The sequence below is a fragment of the Streptomyces sp. NPDC002044 genome (assembly GCF_040296725.1).
In the GTDB taxonomy this organism is placed as follows: Bacteria; Actinomycetota; Actinomycetes; order Streptomycetales; family Streptomycetaceae; genus Streptomyces; species Streptomyces antarcticus.
In genome coordinates this window covers 1-14,486 of record NZ_JBEOXU010000145.1, presented here as the reverse complement: position 1 = coordinate 14,486, position 14,486 = coordinate 1, and the positions used below count along the sequence as shown (strand labels likewise).

Sequence of the window (14,486 nt, the reverse complement as noted above, 5' to 3'; positions counted from 1 at the left end):
CGCCGTTCGGCAGCAGCCCGGTGAGCCCGGTGGGGTCCCGGCCGGCGACGGCTTCGACGCCGCGCTGCAGGAGGGGGGCGGCGACCAGCCCGGCGTGGACCGCCGGGCCTCCGGGGTCATATAACGTTCTCGCATCAGTCGCCGGAACGAGACGGAGTGGCAGCGGATGCAGCAAGGAGTGGGGGGCGGGGGCGCGGGCTGGGGTCAGCCGGGGCCGCATCCCGCGGCGCCCCGGCAGCCGCCGATACCGCCGGCCCAGGGCTGGCCGGGCAACGGCCCGCAGCCGCCCGCGATGCCCGCGTACCCGGGATCGGCCACGGGCGCGGTGCCTCCCGTACCCGAGCCCACCGGGCACATCCCGCTGCCGCCCGCCGGCCCGGGCACCGGAGGGGCCACCCTCGCCGTCCTGCTGATCGGCCCGGCCGGCGCGGGCAAGACCACCGTGGCACGGCACTGGGCCGGCACCCGTCCGGTGCCGACCGCCCACATCAGCCTGGACGACGTCCGCGAGTGGGTCTGCTCGGGCTTCGCCGACCCGCAGGCCGGCTGGAACGAGCACTCCGAGGCCCAGTACCGCCTCGCCCGCCGGACCTGCGGCTTCGCCGCCCGCAACTACCTCGCCAACGGCATCTCCTGCATCCTCGACGACGCCGTCTTCCCCGACCGGCCCGTCGTCGGCCTGGGCGGCTGGAAGCGGCACGTGGGGCCCGCCCTGCTGCCCGTGGTGCTGCTGCCCGGCCTGGAGATCGTCCTGGAGCGCAACGCGGCCCGCTCCGGCAACCGCCGGCTCTCCGACGAGGAGGTCGCGCGGATCCACGGCCGGATGGCCGGCTGGTACGGCTCGGGGCTGGCGATCATCGACAACTCCCACCTCGACGTGGAGGGGACGGCCCGGGCCCTCGACGAGACCCTGGCCCGGGCCATCGCGGCTCCCCCCGCCTGGTAGGACGGGGTTCCGGGCGGGCGCCGCCCGACGCTCGGCGGCGGCGCTCGCGGCGGCGCTGTCCGGCGGCGTCGACCGGCCCCGAGCGGACGCGCTCGCCGGGCCGGATGCGCGGGGCACTCGTACGCTCGAAGACATGTCAGACGTGTACGCCGCCCGCCGGAACCTGCTCCGCGACCGCTGCGCCGTCGCGGGGAACGCAGCCGCGCTGATCACCCGGCCGGCGAACGTCCGCTACCTGTCCGGGGCCTCCCCGCAGGGTGCCGTACTCCTGGTCGGGCCCGCCGACGACGTGCTGTTCTGCCCCGGGGCCCCGACCGGCGAGGCAGACGAGGGCCGCCTCGACGACCGGCTCGCGGTCTCCGTGCTGACCGGACCCGGCGCGGATCCCGCCGTCGCGGCCGCCGACATGGCCACCTCCGTACGCGCCGACTCCCTCGCGGTGGAGGAGCACCACCTCACGGTGGGCCGGCACCGCGCCCTGCGCTCCGTGGCGCCCCGGCTGCGGCTGGCCGACCTCGGGACGGCGGTGGAGCAGCAGCGCCTCGTCAAGGACGAGGAGGAGATCGCCTGCCTGCGGATCGCCGCGGAGATCGCCGACCAGGCCCTCGGCGAGCTCCTGGAGTCGATCCTCGTCGGACGCACCGAACGGCACCTCGCCCTCGAACTGGAGCGCCGCCTGGTCGACCACGGGGCGGACGGGCCCGCCTTCCCGACCTCCGTGGGCACCGGCCCGCACTCCGGCCGCCCCCGGCACCGGCCCTCCGACCGGCGGGTGGAGGAGGGCGACTTCCTCACCGTCAGCCTCGGCGCGAACTACCGCGGCTACCGGTGCGAGATCGGCCGTACCTTCGTGATCGGCACCACCCCCGCGGACTGGCAGATCGAGCTGTACGACCTCGTCTTCGCCGCCCAGCGGGCCGGTCGTGAGGCCCTGCTGCCCGGGGCCGCGTACCGCGACGTGGACCGCGCGGCGCGCTCCGTACTGGACTCCGCGGGCCACGGCGAGGTGCTCGCCCCGTGGACCGGGCACGGCGTCGGTCTCGAAATCGACGAGGACCCGCAGCTTGCACCTACGGCAATGGGTAAACTGGACGCTTGCGTGCCGGTCACCGTCGAACCGGGGGTTCACCTCCCGGGCCGGGGAGGTGTCCGGATCGATGACACGCTCGTCGTGCGCCCCGAGGCGGACGGCGGTCCCGAGCTACTCACCATTACGACCAAGGAGCTGCTCGCGCTCTAGTCCGCTCCGCCGGACTGTGCGCGCACCCGTGGTCTTCCAGTGCAGGAGAATCCGCAACCGTGGCTTCCACGAACGACCTCAAGAACGGCATGGTGCTGAAGCTCGACGGGGGCCAGCTCTGGTCCGTCGTCGAGTTCCAGCACGTCAAGCCCGGCAAGGGCCCGGCCTTCGTGCGCACCAAGCTGAAGAGCGTGATGTCCGGCAAGGTCGTCGACAAGACGTTCAACGCCGGCACGAAGGTCGAGACGGCCACCATCGACCGCCGTGACATGCAGTTCTCGTACATGGACGGCGAGTACTTCGTCTTCATGGACATGACCACCTTCGAGCAGCTGATGGTCGACAAGAAGGCCGTCGGCGACGCCGCGAACTTCCTGATCGAGGGCTTCACCGCCTCGGTCGCCCAGCACGAGGGCTCGGTGCTCTACGTCGAGCTCCCGGCGGCGGTCGAGCTCAAGATCGAGCACACCGACCCGGGCGTCCAGGGCGACCGCTCCACCGGCGGCACCAAGCCCGCCACGCTGGAGACCGGCTACGAGATCCAGGTCCCGCTGTTCGTGACCACCGGCGAGACCGTCAAGGTCGACACCCGCACCAGCGACTACCTCGGCCGGAAGAGCAACTAACCCGTGGCTGCCCGGAGCAATGCGCGCAAGCGCGCCTTCCAGATCCTTTTCGAGGCCGACCAGCGCGGGGTTCCCGTGCGCGAGGTCCTCGCGGACTGGATCCGCCACGCGAGGTCGGACGACCGGCAGCCGCCGGTGGGCGACTTCACGATGGACCTCGTCGAGGGGTACGCCGACAAGGTGGACCGCATCGACGACCTGATCGTCACCTACGCCGTGGACTGGGAGCTCGACCGCATGCCGGTCGTCGACCGGAATATCCTGCGGCTCGGTGCCTACGAGCTGATCTGGGTGGACGACACCCCCGACGCCGTGGCCATCGACGAGGCGGTCCAGCTGGCGAAGGAGTTCTCGACGGACGAGTCCCCCTCGTTCGTGAACGGGCTGCTCGCCCGCTTCAAGGACCTGAAGCCGAACCTGCGCCGCAGCGAGAGCTGACCGCACGCACGGAACGGCACCGCACCGGCGGGACACCGGCGCCCCGCGCCAGACGCAAGGGCCCGCAGCGCACGCGCTGCGGGCCCTTGCGTCTGCCCCGGTGCGGCCGCCCGCAGGGGGAAAACAGAAAACCGGTGGGTCCCAGGAGCCTCTCACGAGGTCCCGGAACCCACCGGTAAACGTTTCTGCTGGGCCTGGGCCCGGGGGGACTAGACGTCCTCGTGCGCCACCGCGCGACGCGCGTCCGCGTCCAGGACGCCCCAGCTGATCAGCTGCTCGGTCAGGACCGAGGGGGACTGGTCGTAGATGACGGCGAGGGTGCGCAGGTCGTCCTGGCGGATCGACAGCACCTTGCCGTTGTAGTCGCCCCGCTGGCTCTGGATGGTGGCCGCGTAACGCTGGAGGGGGCCGGCCTTCTCGGCGGGTACGCCCGCCAGGCGCTCCAGGTCGAGACGGAGCTTCGGCGGCGGCTCGGCCGCTCCGCCGGGAGTCGTGCCCGGCAGCAGCTCCTGCACCGGAACCCCGTAGAAGTCCGCCAGCTCGGCCAGGCGCTGGACGGTCACGGCACGGTCCCCGCGCTCGTAGGAACCGACCACCACGGCCTTCCAACGGCCCTGGGACTTCTCCTCGACACCATGGAGGGAAAGGCCCTGCTGGGTGCGGATGGCGCGGAGCTTGGCCCCGAGCTGTTTGGCGTATTCGCTGGACATAACGCTCCCGGACGCTGTGACGCTGTGACGACATGGACAACGTGCGGCTCCGCCGCGCGGCTGGTAACTCACTGTGAGGTTACGCAGCGTTACTTGGATGCGTCAAGCCGAATGCTCCCCATCAGCCTCTCGCGAGGCGCCCCGGGAGCCCCGCGGAGGCCCTCCCGCCCCAGGCCGGTGCCCGGGCGCCGACCTGCCCCTGCTACCGTGTGAGGCGTACATCAGACGTCCTTTAAGGTCCGTCCCGTGAGGCGGAGAAGGAGGTCCATCCATGGACGCTCAGAACGCCGGCCAGACCGCAGATCACGACCGGGACACGCGCCCCGTGCTCGACGCGCAGGACATCGCCCGGGTCCTGACCCGCATCGCCCACGAGATCGTCGAACGCGCCAAGGGCGCCGACGACGTGGTGCTCCTCGGCATTCCCACCCGCGGTGTCCACCTCGCCCGCCGGCTGGCCGCCAAGCTCGAAGAGATCACCGGTACGAAGATCCCGGTCGGCTCCCTCGACATCACCATGTACCGCGACGACCTCCGGATGAAGCCGGCCCGCGCCATCGGCCGCACCGAGATCCCCGGTGACGACCTCGACGGCCGCCTCGTCGTCCTCGTCGACGACGTGCTCTTCTCCGGTCGCACCATCCGCGCCGCCCTCGACGCGCTGGGCGACCTCGGCCGCCCCCGCGCCGTGCAGCTCGCCGTCCTCGTCGACCGGGGCCACCGCGAGCTGCCGATCCGCGCCGACTACGTCGGCAAGAACCTCCCGACGTCGCTGCGCGAGACCGTCAGGGTCCAGCTCCAGGAGGAGGACGGCAGAGACGCCGTGCTGCTCGGCCAGCGCACCCCCCAGGCGACCGGGCAGCAGTAGCCCGCACCGGCCCGGGCCCCCTCGCGGGCCCGCGCCGAAGTCTGCCCTGCCGCACGTCGGCCACGCCCGTCAGCCTGCCTGCCCTCCCGACCTACGGAGCCATCCAGATGAAGCGCCACCTCATCTCGGCCGCCGATCTCACCCGTGACGACGCCGTCCTGATCCTCGACACCGCCGAGGAGATGGCCCGCGTCGCTGACCGGCCGATCAAGAAGCTGCCCACCCTGCGCGGCCTCACCGTCGTCAACCTGTTCTTCGAGGACTCGACCCGCACCCGGATCTCCTTCGAAGCGGCCGCCAAGCGGCTCTCCGCGGACGTCATCAACTTCTCCGCGAAGGGTTCCTCGGTTTCCAAGGGCGAATCCCTCAAGGACACCGCCCTGACCCTGGAGGCCATGGGCGCCGACGCCGTCGTCATCCGCCACCACGCCTCCGGCGCCCCCTACCGGCTCGCGACGTCCGGCTGGATCGACTCCGCCGTCGTCAACGCCGGCGACGGCACGCACGAGCACCCCACCCAGGCCCTGCTGGACGCCTTCACCATCCGCCGCCGCCTCGTCGGCCGCGACGCGGGCCTCGGCAAGGACCTCGGCGGCCGCCGCGTCACCATCGTCGGCGACGTCCTGCACAGCCGGGTGGCCCGCTCCAACGTCCAGCTGCTCCACACCCTGGGCGCCCAGGTCACCGTCGTGGCCCCGCCGACGCTGGTCCCGATCGGCATCGGCAGCTGGCCCTGCGAGGTCTCGTACAACCTCGACGAGGTGCTGCCGAAGTCCGATGCGGTGATGATGCTGCGTGTGCAGCGCGAACGCATGAACGCCGCCTTCTTCCCGACCGAGCGCGAGTACTCCCGCCGGTACGGGCTCGACGGCGACCGGATGGCGAAGATGCCCGGGCACGCCATCGTGATGCACCCCGGCCCGATGAACCGCGGCATGGAGATCACCGCCCAGGTCGCCGACTCCGACCGCTGCACGGCCGTCGAGCAGGTCGCCAACGGCGTCTCGACCCGGATGGCCGTGCTGTACCTGCTGCTCGGAGGATCCGAGCCCGCCGTCGCCACCGGAACCGCCCCCGCCCCCGCCGCTGCCCGTACCGAGGAGAGCAAGTAAAGATGAGCAAGATCCTGATCCGTGGCGCGAAGGTACTCGGCGGCGAGGCGCAGGACGTCCTGATCGACGGCGAGACCATCGCCGAGGTCGGTACGGGCCTGTCCGCCGAAGGCGCGACCGTCATCGAGGCCGAGGGCAAGGTCCTCCTCCCCGGCCTCGTCGACCTGCACACCCACCTGCGCGAGCCGGGCCGTGAGGACAGCGAGACCGTCCTCACCGGAACCCGCGCCGCTGCCTCCGGCGGCTTCACCGCCGTGTTCGCCATGGCGAACACCTTCCCGGTCGCCGACACCGCCGGCGTCGTCGAGCAGGTCTGGCGCCTGGGCAAGGAGTCCGGCTACTGCGACGTACAGCCGATCGGCGCCGTCACCGTCGGCCTGGAGGGCAAGCAGCTCTCCGAGCTGGGCGCCATGCACGACTCCGCCGCCCGCGTCACCGTCTTCTCCGACGACGGCAAGTGCGTCGACGACGCCGTGATCATGCGCCGCGCCCTGGAGTACGTGAAGGCTTTCGGCGGCGTCGTCGCCCAGCACGCCCAGGAGCCCCGCCTCACCGAGGGCGCCCAGATGAACGAGGGCGTCGTCTCCGGTGAGCTGGGCCTCGGGGGCTGGCCGGCCGTGGCCGAGGAGTCGATCATCGCCCGCGACGTCCTCCTCGCCGAGCACGTCGGCTCCCGCGTCCACATCTGCCACCTCTCCACCGCCGGTTCCGTCGAGATCGTCCGCTGGGCCAAGTCCCGCGGCATCGACGTCACCGCCGAGGTCACCCCCCACCACCTGCTCCTCACCGAGGAGCTCGTGCGCTCCTACAATGCGGTCTACAAGGTCAACCCGCCGCTGCGCACCGAGGCCGACGTGCTGGCCCTGCGCGAAGCGCTCGCCGACGGCACCATCGACATCGTCGCCACCGACCACGCCCCGCACCCGCACGAGGACAAGGACTGCGAGTGGGCCGCCGCCGCCATGGGCATGGTCGGCCTGGAGACCGCCCTCTCCGTCGTCCAGCAGACGATGGTGGAGACCGGACTGCTCGACTGGGCGGGCGTCGCGGACCGCATGTCCTTCGCCCCGGCGCGCATCGGCGGCCTGGAGAACCACGGCCGTCCCGTCTCGGCAGGTGAACCCGCGAACCTGACCTTGGTGGAGACCTCGTACCGTGGTGTCGTGGACCCCGCACAATTCGCCTCCCGCAGCCGTAATACGCCCTACGAGGGCCGTGAGCTGCCGGGTCGCGTGACACACACCTTCCTGCGGGGCCGGGCAACGGTCGTGGACGGGACGCTGGCGTGACACCTGCAGTAATCCAACTGGCCGCCGAGGCCGAACGACGATCGGCGGAGGTGACGGACTGGGGCGCGCGCATCGCGTGGGTCGTCGGTCTGCTGATCTTCATCGCGTTCGTGTACTGGCTGATGCGGCAGGGCTGGAAATGGCGCGGCGCCCTGCAGAACGATCTGCCGGAGCTGCCCGCCGCGCCCGAGGGCCTCCCCGAACACCGGCTGGCGCTGACCGGCCGGTACCACGGGTCGACCACCGCCGGGCAGTGGCTGGACCGGATCGTCGCCCACGGCCTGGGCGTCCGCAGCAGGGTCGAGCTCACGCTCACCGACGCGGGCCTGGACGTGGTCCGACCGGGTGCCACCGACTTCTTCGTACCGGCCGCGCAGCTGCGCGGCGCCCGCCTCGACAAGGGAATCGCGGGCAAGGTACTCACCGAGGGCGGTCTGCTCGTCGTCACATGGGCGCATGGCGACAAGCTGATCGACTCCGGATTCCGCTCCGACCGCGCGGCCGAGCACGTCGCCTGGGTCGAAGCGATCAGCACGCTCACACCACAGAACTCATCCATCACGACGGAAGGCGCCGAACGATGACGACCTCCACCAGGGGAGCAGCCAAAGCTCCCGCCGTACTCGTCCTGGAGGACGGCCGGATCTTCCGCGGCCGTGCCTACGGCGCTGTGGGGGAGACCTTCGGCGAGGCCGTGTTCTCCACCGGCATGACCGGCTACCAGGAGACCCTCACCGACCCGTCGTACCACCGGCAGGTCGTCGTCATGACCGCCCCGCACGTGGGCAACACCGGTGTCAACGACGAGGACCCCGAGTCGTCCCGCATCTGGGTCGCCGGGTACGTCGTGCGCGACCCGGCCCGCGTCCCCTCCAACTGGCGCTCCCGGCGCTCGCTGGACGAGGAGCTGGTCGGGCAGGGCGTCGTCGGGATCTCCGGCATCGACACCCGCGCGCTGACCCGCCACCTGCGCGAGCGCGGCGCCATGCGCGTCGGCATCTTCTCCGGCGCGAACTGGGACGGGGTCCGCGACGAGGCCCTGCTCGCCCGCGTCAAGGAAGCCCCGCAGATGAAGGGCGCGAACCTCTCCGCCGAGGTCGCCACCAAGGAGACGTACGTCGTCCCCGCCATCGGCCCCGACGGCGAAGCCGTCCCGGTCGGCACCGCGAAGTTCACCGTCGCCGCCGTCGACCTCGGCATCAAGGGCATGACCCCGCACCGGATGGCCCAGCGCGGCATCGAGGTGCACGTGCTTCCCGCCACCGCGACGGTCGAGGACGTCTACGCGGTCAACCCGGACGGCGTGTTCTTCTCCAACGGCCCGGGCGACCCGGCCACCGCCGACGGCCCCGTCGCCGTCATGCGGGGCGTCCTGGAGCGCAAGACGCCGCTCTTCGGCATCTGCTTCGGCAACCAGATCCTGGGCCGCGCGCTCGGCTTCGGCACCTACAAGCTGAAGTACGGCCACCGCGGCATCAACCAGCCGGTGCAGGACCGCACCACCGGCAAGGTCGAGATCACCGCGCACAACCACGGCTTCGCCGTCGACGCGCCCCTCGACAAGGTCTCCGAGACCCCCTACGGCCGCGCCGAGGTCTCCCACGTCTGCCTGAACGACCAGGTCGTCGAAGGGCTCCGGCTGCTCGACCAGCCGGCCTTCAGCGTCCAGTACCACCCCGAGGCGGCCGCCGGCCCGCACGACGCCGCGTACCTCTTCGACCGCTTCACGTCTCTGATGGAAACCGCCCAGATGGAGGCCGAGCGTGCCTAAGCGCACCGATATCCAGTCCGTCCTGGTCATCGGCTCCGGCCCGATCGTCATCGGCCAGGCCGCCGAGTTCGACTACTCCGGCACCCAGGCCTGCCGCGTCCTCAAGGCCGAGGGCCTGCGGGTCATCCTGGTGAACTCCAACCCCGCGACGATCATGACCGACCCGGAGATCGCCGACGCCACGTACGTCGAGCCGATCACCCCGGAGTTCGTCGAGAAGATCATCGCGAAGGAGCGCCCCGACGCGCTGCTCCCGACCCTCGGCGGCCAGACCGCGCTGAACACCGCCATCTCCATGCACGAGCAGGGGGTGCTGGAGAAGTACGGCGTCGAGCTGATCGGCGCCAACGTCGAGGCCATCAACAAGGGCGAGGACCGCGAGCTCTTCAAGGGCGTCGTCGAGGCCGTCAAGGCCAAGATCGGCTACGGCGAGTCCGCCCGCTCCGTCATCTGCCACACCATGGACGACGTCATCGCGGGCGTCGACACCCTCGGCGGCTACCCCGTCGTCGTGCGCCCCTCCTTCACCATGGGCGGCGCCGGCTCCGGCTTCGCCCACGACGAGGAGGAGCTGCGCCGCATCGCCGGACAGGGCCTCACGCTCTCCCCGACCACCGAGGTGCTCCTGGAGGAGTCCATCCTCGGCTGGAAGGAGTACGAGCTGGAGCTGATGCGCGACACCAAGGACAACGTCGTCGTCGTCTGCTCCATCGAGAACTTCGACCCGATGGGCGTCCACACCGGCGACTCGATCACCGTCGCCCCCGCGATGACGCTGACCGACCGCGAGTACCAGCGGCTGCGCGACGTCGGCATCGCGATCATCCGCGAGGTCGGCGTCGACACCGGCGGCTGCAACATCCAGTTCGCGATCGACCCGGCCGACGGCCGCGTCATCGTCATCGAGATGAACCCGCGCGTCTCCCGCTCCTCGGCGCTCGCGTCGAAGGCCACCGGCTTCCCGATCGCCAAGATCGCCGCCAAGCTGGCCATCGGCTACACGCTGGACGAGGTCCCCAACGACATCACCGAGAAGACGCCGGCCTCCTTCGAGCCGTCCCTCGACTACGTCGTCGTCAAGGCCCCGCGCTTCGCCTTCGAGAAGTTCCCGCTCGCCGACGCCACCCTCACCACCACCATGAAGTCGGTGGGCGAGGCCATGGCCATCGGCCGCAACTTCACCGAGGCCCTCCAGAAGGCCCTGCGCTCCCTGGAGAAGAAGGGCTCGCAGTTCACCTTCGTCGGCCCGGTCGGCGACAAGGACGAGCTGCTCGCCACCGCGGTCCGCCCGACCGACGGCCGCATCAACACCGTCATGCAGGCCATCCGCGCCGGCGCCTCCCAGGAGGAGGTCTTCGAGTTCACGCGGATCGACCCCTGGTTCGTCGACCAGCTCTTCCTCATCAAGGAGATCGCGGACGAGCTCGCGGCGGCCGAGAAGCTCCACCCCGAGCTGCTCGCCGAGGCCAAGCGCCACGGCTTCTCCGACGCCCAGATCGCCGAGATCCGCGGCCTGCGCGAGGACGTCGTCCGCGAGGTGCGCCACGCCCTGGGCGTCCGCCCGGTCTACAAGACGGTCGACACCTGCGCCGCCGAGTTCGCCGCGAAGACCCCGTACTTCTACTCCTCGTACGACGAGGAGTCCGAGGTCGCCCCGCGCACCAAGCCCGCGGTCATCATCCTGGGCTCCGGCCCCAACCGCATCGGCCAGGGCATCGAGTTCGACTACTCGTGCGTGCACGCCTCCTTCGCGCTCCACGACGCCGGGTACGAGACCGTCATGGTCAACTGCAACCCGGAGACCGTCTCCACGGACTACGACACCTCCGACCGCCTGTACTTCGAGCCGCTCACGCTCGAAGACGTGCTGGAGATCGTCCACGCCGAGTCCCTGGCCGGCCCCATCGCCGGCGTCATCGTCCAGCTCGGCGGCCAGACCCCCCTCGGCCTCGCCCAGGCCCTCAAGGACAACGGCGTCCCCGTCGTCGGCACCTCCCCGGAGGCCATCCACGCCGCCGAGGACCGCGGCGCCTTCGGCCGGGTCCTCGACGAGGCCGGACTGCCCGCCCCCAAGCACGGCACCGCCACCACCTTCACCGGTGCGAAGGCCATCGCCGACGAGATCGGCTACCCGGTCCTGGTCCGCCCCTCGTACGTGCTCGGCGGCCGCGGCATGGAGATCGTCTACGACGAGGCCCGGCTGGAGTCCTACATCGCGGAGTCCACCGAGATCTCCCCGACCCGCCCCGTCCTGGTCGACCGCTTCCTCGACGACGCGATCGAGATCGACGTCGACGCCCTCTACGACGGCCACGAGCTCTACCTCGGCGGCGTCATGGAGCACATCGAGGAAGCCGGCATCCACTCCGGCGACTCGGCCTGCGCGCTGCCCCCGATCACCCTCGGCGGCTACGACATCAAGCGCCTGCGCGCCTCCACCGAGGCCATCGCCAAGGGCGTCGGCGTCCGCGGTCTGATCAACATCCAGTTCGCGATGGCCGGCGACATCCTCTACGTCCTGGAGGCCAACCCGCGCGCGTCGCGGACCGTCCCCTTCACCTCGAAGGCGACCGCCGTCCCGCTCGCGAAGGCCGCCGCCCGCATCTCGCTCGGCACCACCATCGCCGAGCTGCGCGCCGAGGGCATGCTGCCCAAGACCGGTGACGGCGGCACCCTGCCGCTCGACGCGCCGATCTCCGTCAAGGAGGCCGTCATGCCGTGGTCGCGCTTCCGCGACATCCAGGGCCGCGGCGTCGACACCGTCCTCGGCCCGGAGATGCGCTCCACCGGCGAGGTCATGGGCATCGACTCCGTCTTCGGCACGGCGTACGCCAAGTCGCAGGCCGGCGCCTACGGCCCGCTGCCGACCAAGGGCCGCGCGTTCATCTCCGTCGCCAACCGCGACAAGCGCACGATGATCTTCCCGGCCCGCGAGCTGGTCGCCCACGGCTTCGAGCTGATGGCCACCTCGGGCACCGCCGAGGTGCTGCGCCGCAACGGCATCAAGGCCACCGTCGTGCGCAAGCTCAGCGAGGGCGAGGGCCCCAACGGCGAGAAGACCATCGTCCAGCTGATCCACGACGGCCAGGTCGACCTGATCGTCAATACCCCGTACGGCACCGGCGGCCGCCTCGACGGCTACGAGATCCGTACGGCCGCCGTGGCGCGCAGCGTCCCGTGCCTGACCACGGTCCAGGCACTCGCCGCGGCAGTCCAGGGCATCGACGCGCTCAACCGCGGTGACGTGGGCGTCCGTTCGCTCCAGGAGCACGCCGAGCAGCTGACCGCGGCCCGCGACTAGCAGCCCGACCAGGGGAGGGGGACACCGGATTCGCGTATGCGACGGGTGTCCCCCTCTTCATGAGCGCAGAGGGATCTTCGAAGCGATGTACAAACTCTTCTTCCAGCTGGTCTTCAAGCGGATGGACCCCGAGCGGGCCCACCACGCGGCCTTCCGCTGGATCCGCCTCGCCGCCCGCACCCCGGTCCTGCGGACCTTCGTCGCGGCCTGGCTCGCCCCCCGCCACGAGGCGCTGCGCACCGAGGCCCTGGGCCTGCGGATGCACGGCCCCTTCGGACTCGCGGCCGGCTTCGACAAGAACGCCGTGGCCGTCGACGGCATGGCGATGCTCGGCTTCGACCACGTCGAGATCGGCACGGTCACGGCCGAGGCCCAGCCCGGCAACCCCAGGAAGCGGCTGTTCCGGCTCGTGCCGGACCGCGCGCTGATCAACAGGATGGGCTTCAACAACGAGGGCTCGGCGGCCGTCGCCGAGCGCCTCGCCGCCCGCGAGGCCGTCTTCAGGACGGTCGTCGGCGTCAACATCGGCAAGACGAAGACCGTGCCCGAGGAGGAGGCCGTCGCGGACTACGTGGCCTCCACCGAGCGCCTCGCCCGCCACGCCGACTACCTCGTCGTCAACGTGTCCTCGCCGAACACCCCCGGCCTGCGCAACCTCCAGGCCACCGCGTCGCTGCGCCCCCTGCTGACGGCCGTACGGGAAGCCGCCGACCGGGCCGTCACCGGCCGCCGGGTGCCGCTCCTGGTCAAGATCGCCCCCGACCTCGCCGACGAGGACGTCGACGCGGTCGCGGACCTGGCACTGGAGCTGGGCCTCGACGGCATCATCGCCACCAACACCACCATCGCGCGGGACGGCCTCGGCCTGAAGTCCGCGCCGGACCTGGTCAAGGAGACCGGTGGCCTGTCCGGCGCCCCAGTCAAGGAGCGCTCCCTGGAGGTCCTTCGCCGCCTCTACGCCCGCGTGGGGGACCGCCTCGTCCTGGTCGGCGTCGGCGGCATCGAGAACGCCGAGGACGCCTGGCGGCGGATCCTGGCCGGAGCCACCCTGATCCAGGGCTACAGCGCCTTCATCTACGAGGGACCCTGCTACGCCCGCGCCATCCACCGGGGCCTGGCCGCGCGCCTGGCCGACAGCCCGTACGCGACGCTCGCCGACGCGGTGGGCGCCGAGACCCGAAAGGCCGCGCTGTGAGCCCCACGACCCCTGTGACCCCCTTCGGCACCCGCCTGCGCGCCGCGATGGACGCCCGCGGCCCGCTGTGCGTGGGCATCGACCCGCACGCCGCCCTGCTGGACTCCTGGGGGCTGGCCGACGACATCGCCGGGCTGGAGGCGTTCTCCCGGACGGTCGTGGAGGCGCTGGCCGACTCGGTGGCGGTCTTCAAGCCGCAGGCCGCCTTCTTCGAGCGGTTCGGCTCGCGGGGCGTCGCGGTGCTGGAGCGGACCGTGGCGGACGCCCGGGCGGCGGGCTCGCTGGTCGTGATGGACGCCAAGCGGGGCGACATCGGTTCGACCATGGCGGCGTACGCCTCGGCCTTCCTGGACCCGGCCTCGCCGCTGTTCTCGGACGCGCTCACGGTCTCCCCGTACCTGGGCTACGGCTCGCTGAAGCCGGCCGTGGACCTGGCCCGGGAGTCGGGAGCGGGCCTGTTCGTCCTGGCGCTCACCTCCAACCCGGAGGGCGCGGAGGTCCAGCGGGCGGTGCGCGAGGACGGCCGGACGATCGGGGCGACGATGCTGGCGCACCTGGCGGCGGAGAACGCGGGCGCCGAGCCGATGGGCTCCTTCGGAGCGGTGGTCGGCGCCACCCTGGGGGACCTGTCCTCCTTCGACCTGGACATCAACGGGCCGCTGCTGGCCCCCGGCATCGGCGCGCAGGGCGCGACCGCGGCCGACCTGCCGGCGGTCTTCGGGGCGGCCGTGCGCAACGTCGTCCCGAACGTGTCACGGGGCGTCCTGCGGCACGGCCCGGACGTGGCGGCCCTGCGCGCGTCCGCGCGGGGCTTCGCCGAGGAGATCCGCGCGGCCGTCGCCGCGTAGCCCGCCGTCGCGGGGGCGGCCGGCCCGCCCCCGTACGCCCGCGCGCCGCGCGCCGGACGGGCCGCGACGGCCCTTCCGGCCGCCTGACCCGCCCGGACGGCGCCCCGGTGTGACGCGTATCACCACCACCGGGGGCCGCCGG

Annotated in this window: 13 protein-coding genes and 1 pseudogene; 12 read left to right on the top strand and 2 right to left on the bottom strand. The window is 71.8% G+C overall.

What is annotated here, in order from left to right; translation table 11 throughout:
- Window positions 1–91 (bottom strand): annotated as a pseudogene (locus tag ABT106_RS26430) (molybdopterin-dependent oxidoreductase); the annotation flags it as partial.
- 75 nt (window positions 92–166) lie between these two features.
- On the opposite strand from ABT106_RS26430, the gene ABT106_RS26425 reads away from it, so the two are divergent.
- From ABT106_RS26425 to nusB, 4 genes are all read left to right on the top strand, one after another.
- On the top strand, window positions 167–946 hold the full coding sequence (locus tag ABT106_RS26425; protein ID WP_351281982.1) for an AAA family ATPase: 780 nt from the start codon (window positions 167–169) through the stop codon (window positions 944–946).
- A 133-nt stretch (window positions 947–1,079) separates the two neighbouring features.
- Entirely contained in the window at window positions 1,080–2,186 is a 1,107-nt protein-coding gene (locus ABT106_RS26420; RefSeq protein WP_351281979.1) for an aminopeptidase P family protein, read from the top strand.
- A gap of 59 nt (window positions 2,187–2,245) precedes the next feature.
- Window positions 2,246–2,812: an elongation factor P gene (gene efp, locus ABT106_RS26415; RefSeq protein WP_351281977.1), complete on the top strand. Its 567-nt coding sequence runs from the start codon at window positions 2,246–2,248 to the stop codon at window positions 2,810–2,812.
- Between the two features lie 3 nt (window positions 2,813–2,815).
- Window positions 2,816–3,250: a transcription antitermination factor NusB gene (gene nusB, locus ABT106_RS26410; RefSeq protein ID WP_351281974.1), complete on the top strand. Its 435-nt coding sequence runs from the start codon at window positions 2,816–2,818 to the stop codon at window positions 3,248–3,250.
- A gap of 209 nt (window positions 3,251–3,459) precedes the next feature.
- Here the strand turns inward: nusB and bldD are convergent, their stop codons facing one another.
- Complete coding sequence (bldD, locus tag ABT106_RS26405) at window positions 3,460–3,960, bottom strand: transcriptional regulator BldD (protein WP_030026184.1); 501 nt, start codon at window positions 3,958–3,960, stop codon at window positions 3,460–3,462.
- A gap of 271 nt (window positions 3,961–4,231) precedes the next feature.
- Between bldD and pyrR the strand changes: the two genes are divergently transcribed.
- The 8 genes from pyrR (at window position 4,232) to pyrF (ending at window position 14,344) form a co-directional block, all read left to right on the top strand.
- Window positions 4,232–4,828 carry a bifunctional pyr operon transcriptional regulator/uracil phosphoribosyltransferase PyrR gene (gene pyrR, locus ABT106_RS26400; RefSeq protein WP_351281970.1) on the top strand — a complete coding sequence of 199 codons (597 nt, stop codon included), beginning with the start codon at window positions 4,232–4,234 and terminating at the stop codon, window positions 4,826–4,828.
- Window positions 4,829–4,935: 107 nt separating this feature from the next.
- Window positions 4,936–5,940: an aspartate carbamoyltransferase catalytic subunit gene (locus tag ABT106_RS26395; protein WP_351281967.1), complete on the top strand. Its 1,005-nt coding sequence runs from the start codon at window positions 4,936–4,938 to the stop codon at window positions 5,938–5,940.
- 2 nt (window positions 5,941–5,942) lie between these two features.
- Entirely contained in the window at window positions 5,943–7,229 is a 1,287-nt protein-coding gene (locus ABT106_RS26390; protein WP_267722876.1) for a dihydroorotase, read from the top strand.
- On the top strand, window positions 7,226–7,813 hold the full coding sequence (locus ABT106_RS26385) for a PH-like domain-containing protein (protein WP_351281964.1): 588 nt from the start codon (window positions 7,226–7,228) through the stop codon (window positions 7,811–7,813). Before ABT106_RS26390 ends, ABT106_RS26385 begins: the two co-directional genes overlap by 4 nt.
- Complete coding sequence (gene carA / locus ABT106_RS26380) at window positions 7,810–9,000, top strand: glutamine-hydrolyzing carbamoyl-phosphate synthase small subunit (RefSeq protein ID WP_351281961.1); 1,191 nt, start codon at window positions 7,810–7,812, stop codon at window positions 8,998–9,000. The genes ABT106_RS26385 and carA overlap by 4 nt, the downstream gene beginning before the upstream one ends.
- Entirely contained in the window at window positions 8,993–12,301 is a 3,309-nt protein-coding gene (gene carB, locus ABT106_RS26375; protein ID WP_351281959.1) for a carbamoyl-phosphate synthase large subunit, read from the top strand. Before carA ends, carB begins: the two co-directional genes overlap by 8 nt.
- A gap of 85 nt (window positions 12,302–12,386) precedes the next feature.
- Window positions 12,387–13,496: a quinone-dependent dihydroorotate dehydrogenase gene (locus ABT106_RS26370; RefSeq protein WP_351281957.1), complete on the top strand. Its 1,110-nt coding sequence runs from the start codon at window positions 12,387–12,389 to the stop codon at window positions 13,494–13,496.
- On the top strand, window positions 13,493–14,344 hold the full coding sequence (pyrF, locus tag ABT106_RS26365) for an orotidine-5'-phosphate decarboxylase (protein ID WP_351281955.1): 852 nt from the start codon (window positions 13,493–13,495) through the stop codon (window positions 14,342–14,344). The genes ABT106_RS26370 and pyrF overlap by 4 nt, the downstream gene beginning before the upstream one ends.
- Window positions 14,345–14,486 lie beyond the last annotated feature (142 nt).

What these genes read in the sequence shown, in the direction of transcription:
- carA (WP_351281961.1), top strand. Translation starts at nt 7,810, where the DNA reads ATGACGACCTCCACCAGGGGAGCAGCCAAAGCTCCCGCCGTACTCGTC.
- bldD (WP_030026184.1), bottom strand. Translation starts at nt 3,960, where the DNA reads ATGTCCAGCGAATACGCCAAACAGCTCGGGGCCAAGCTCCGCGCCATC.
- ABT106_RS26420 (WP_351281979.1), top strand. Translation starts at nt 1,080, where the DNA reads ATGTCAGACGTGTACGCCGCCCGCCGGAACCTGCTCCGCGACCGCTGC.
- ABT106_RS26370 (WP_351281957.1), top strand. Translation starts at nt 12,387, where the DNA reads ATGTACAAACTCTTCTTCCAGCTGGTCTTCAAGCGGATGGACCCCGAG.
- ABT106_RS26390 (WP_267722876.1), top strand. Translation starts at nt 5,943, where the DNA reads ATGAGCAAGATCCTGATCCGTGGCGCGAAGGTACTCGGCGGCGAGGCG.
- ABT106_RS26425 (WP_351281982.1), top strand. Translation starts at nt 167, where the DNA reads ATGCAGCAAGGAGTGGGGGGCGGGGGCGCGGGCTGGGGTCAGCCGGGG.
- ABT106_RS26395 (WP_351281967.1), top strand. Translation starts at nt 4,936, where the DNA reads ATGAAGCGCCACCTCATCTCGGCCGCCGATCTCACCCGTGACGACGCC.
- pyrR (WP_351281970.1), top strand. Translation starts at nt 4,232, where the DNA reads ATGGACGCTCAGAACGCCGGCCAGACCGCAGATCACGACCGGGACACG.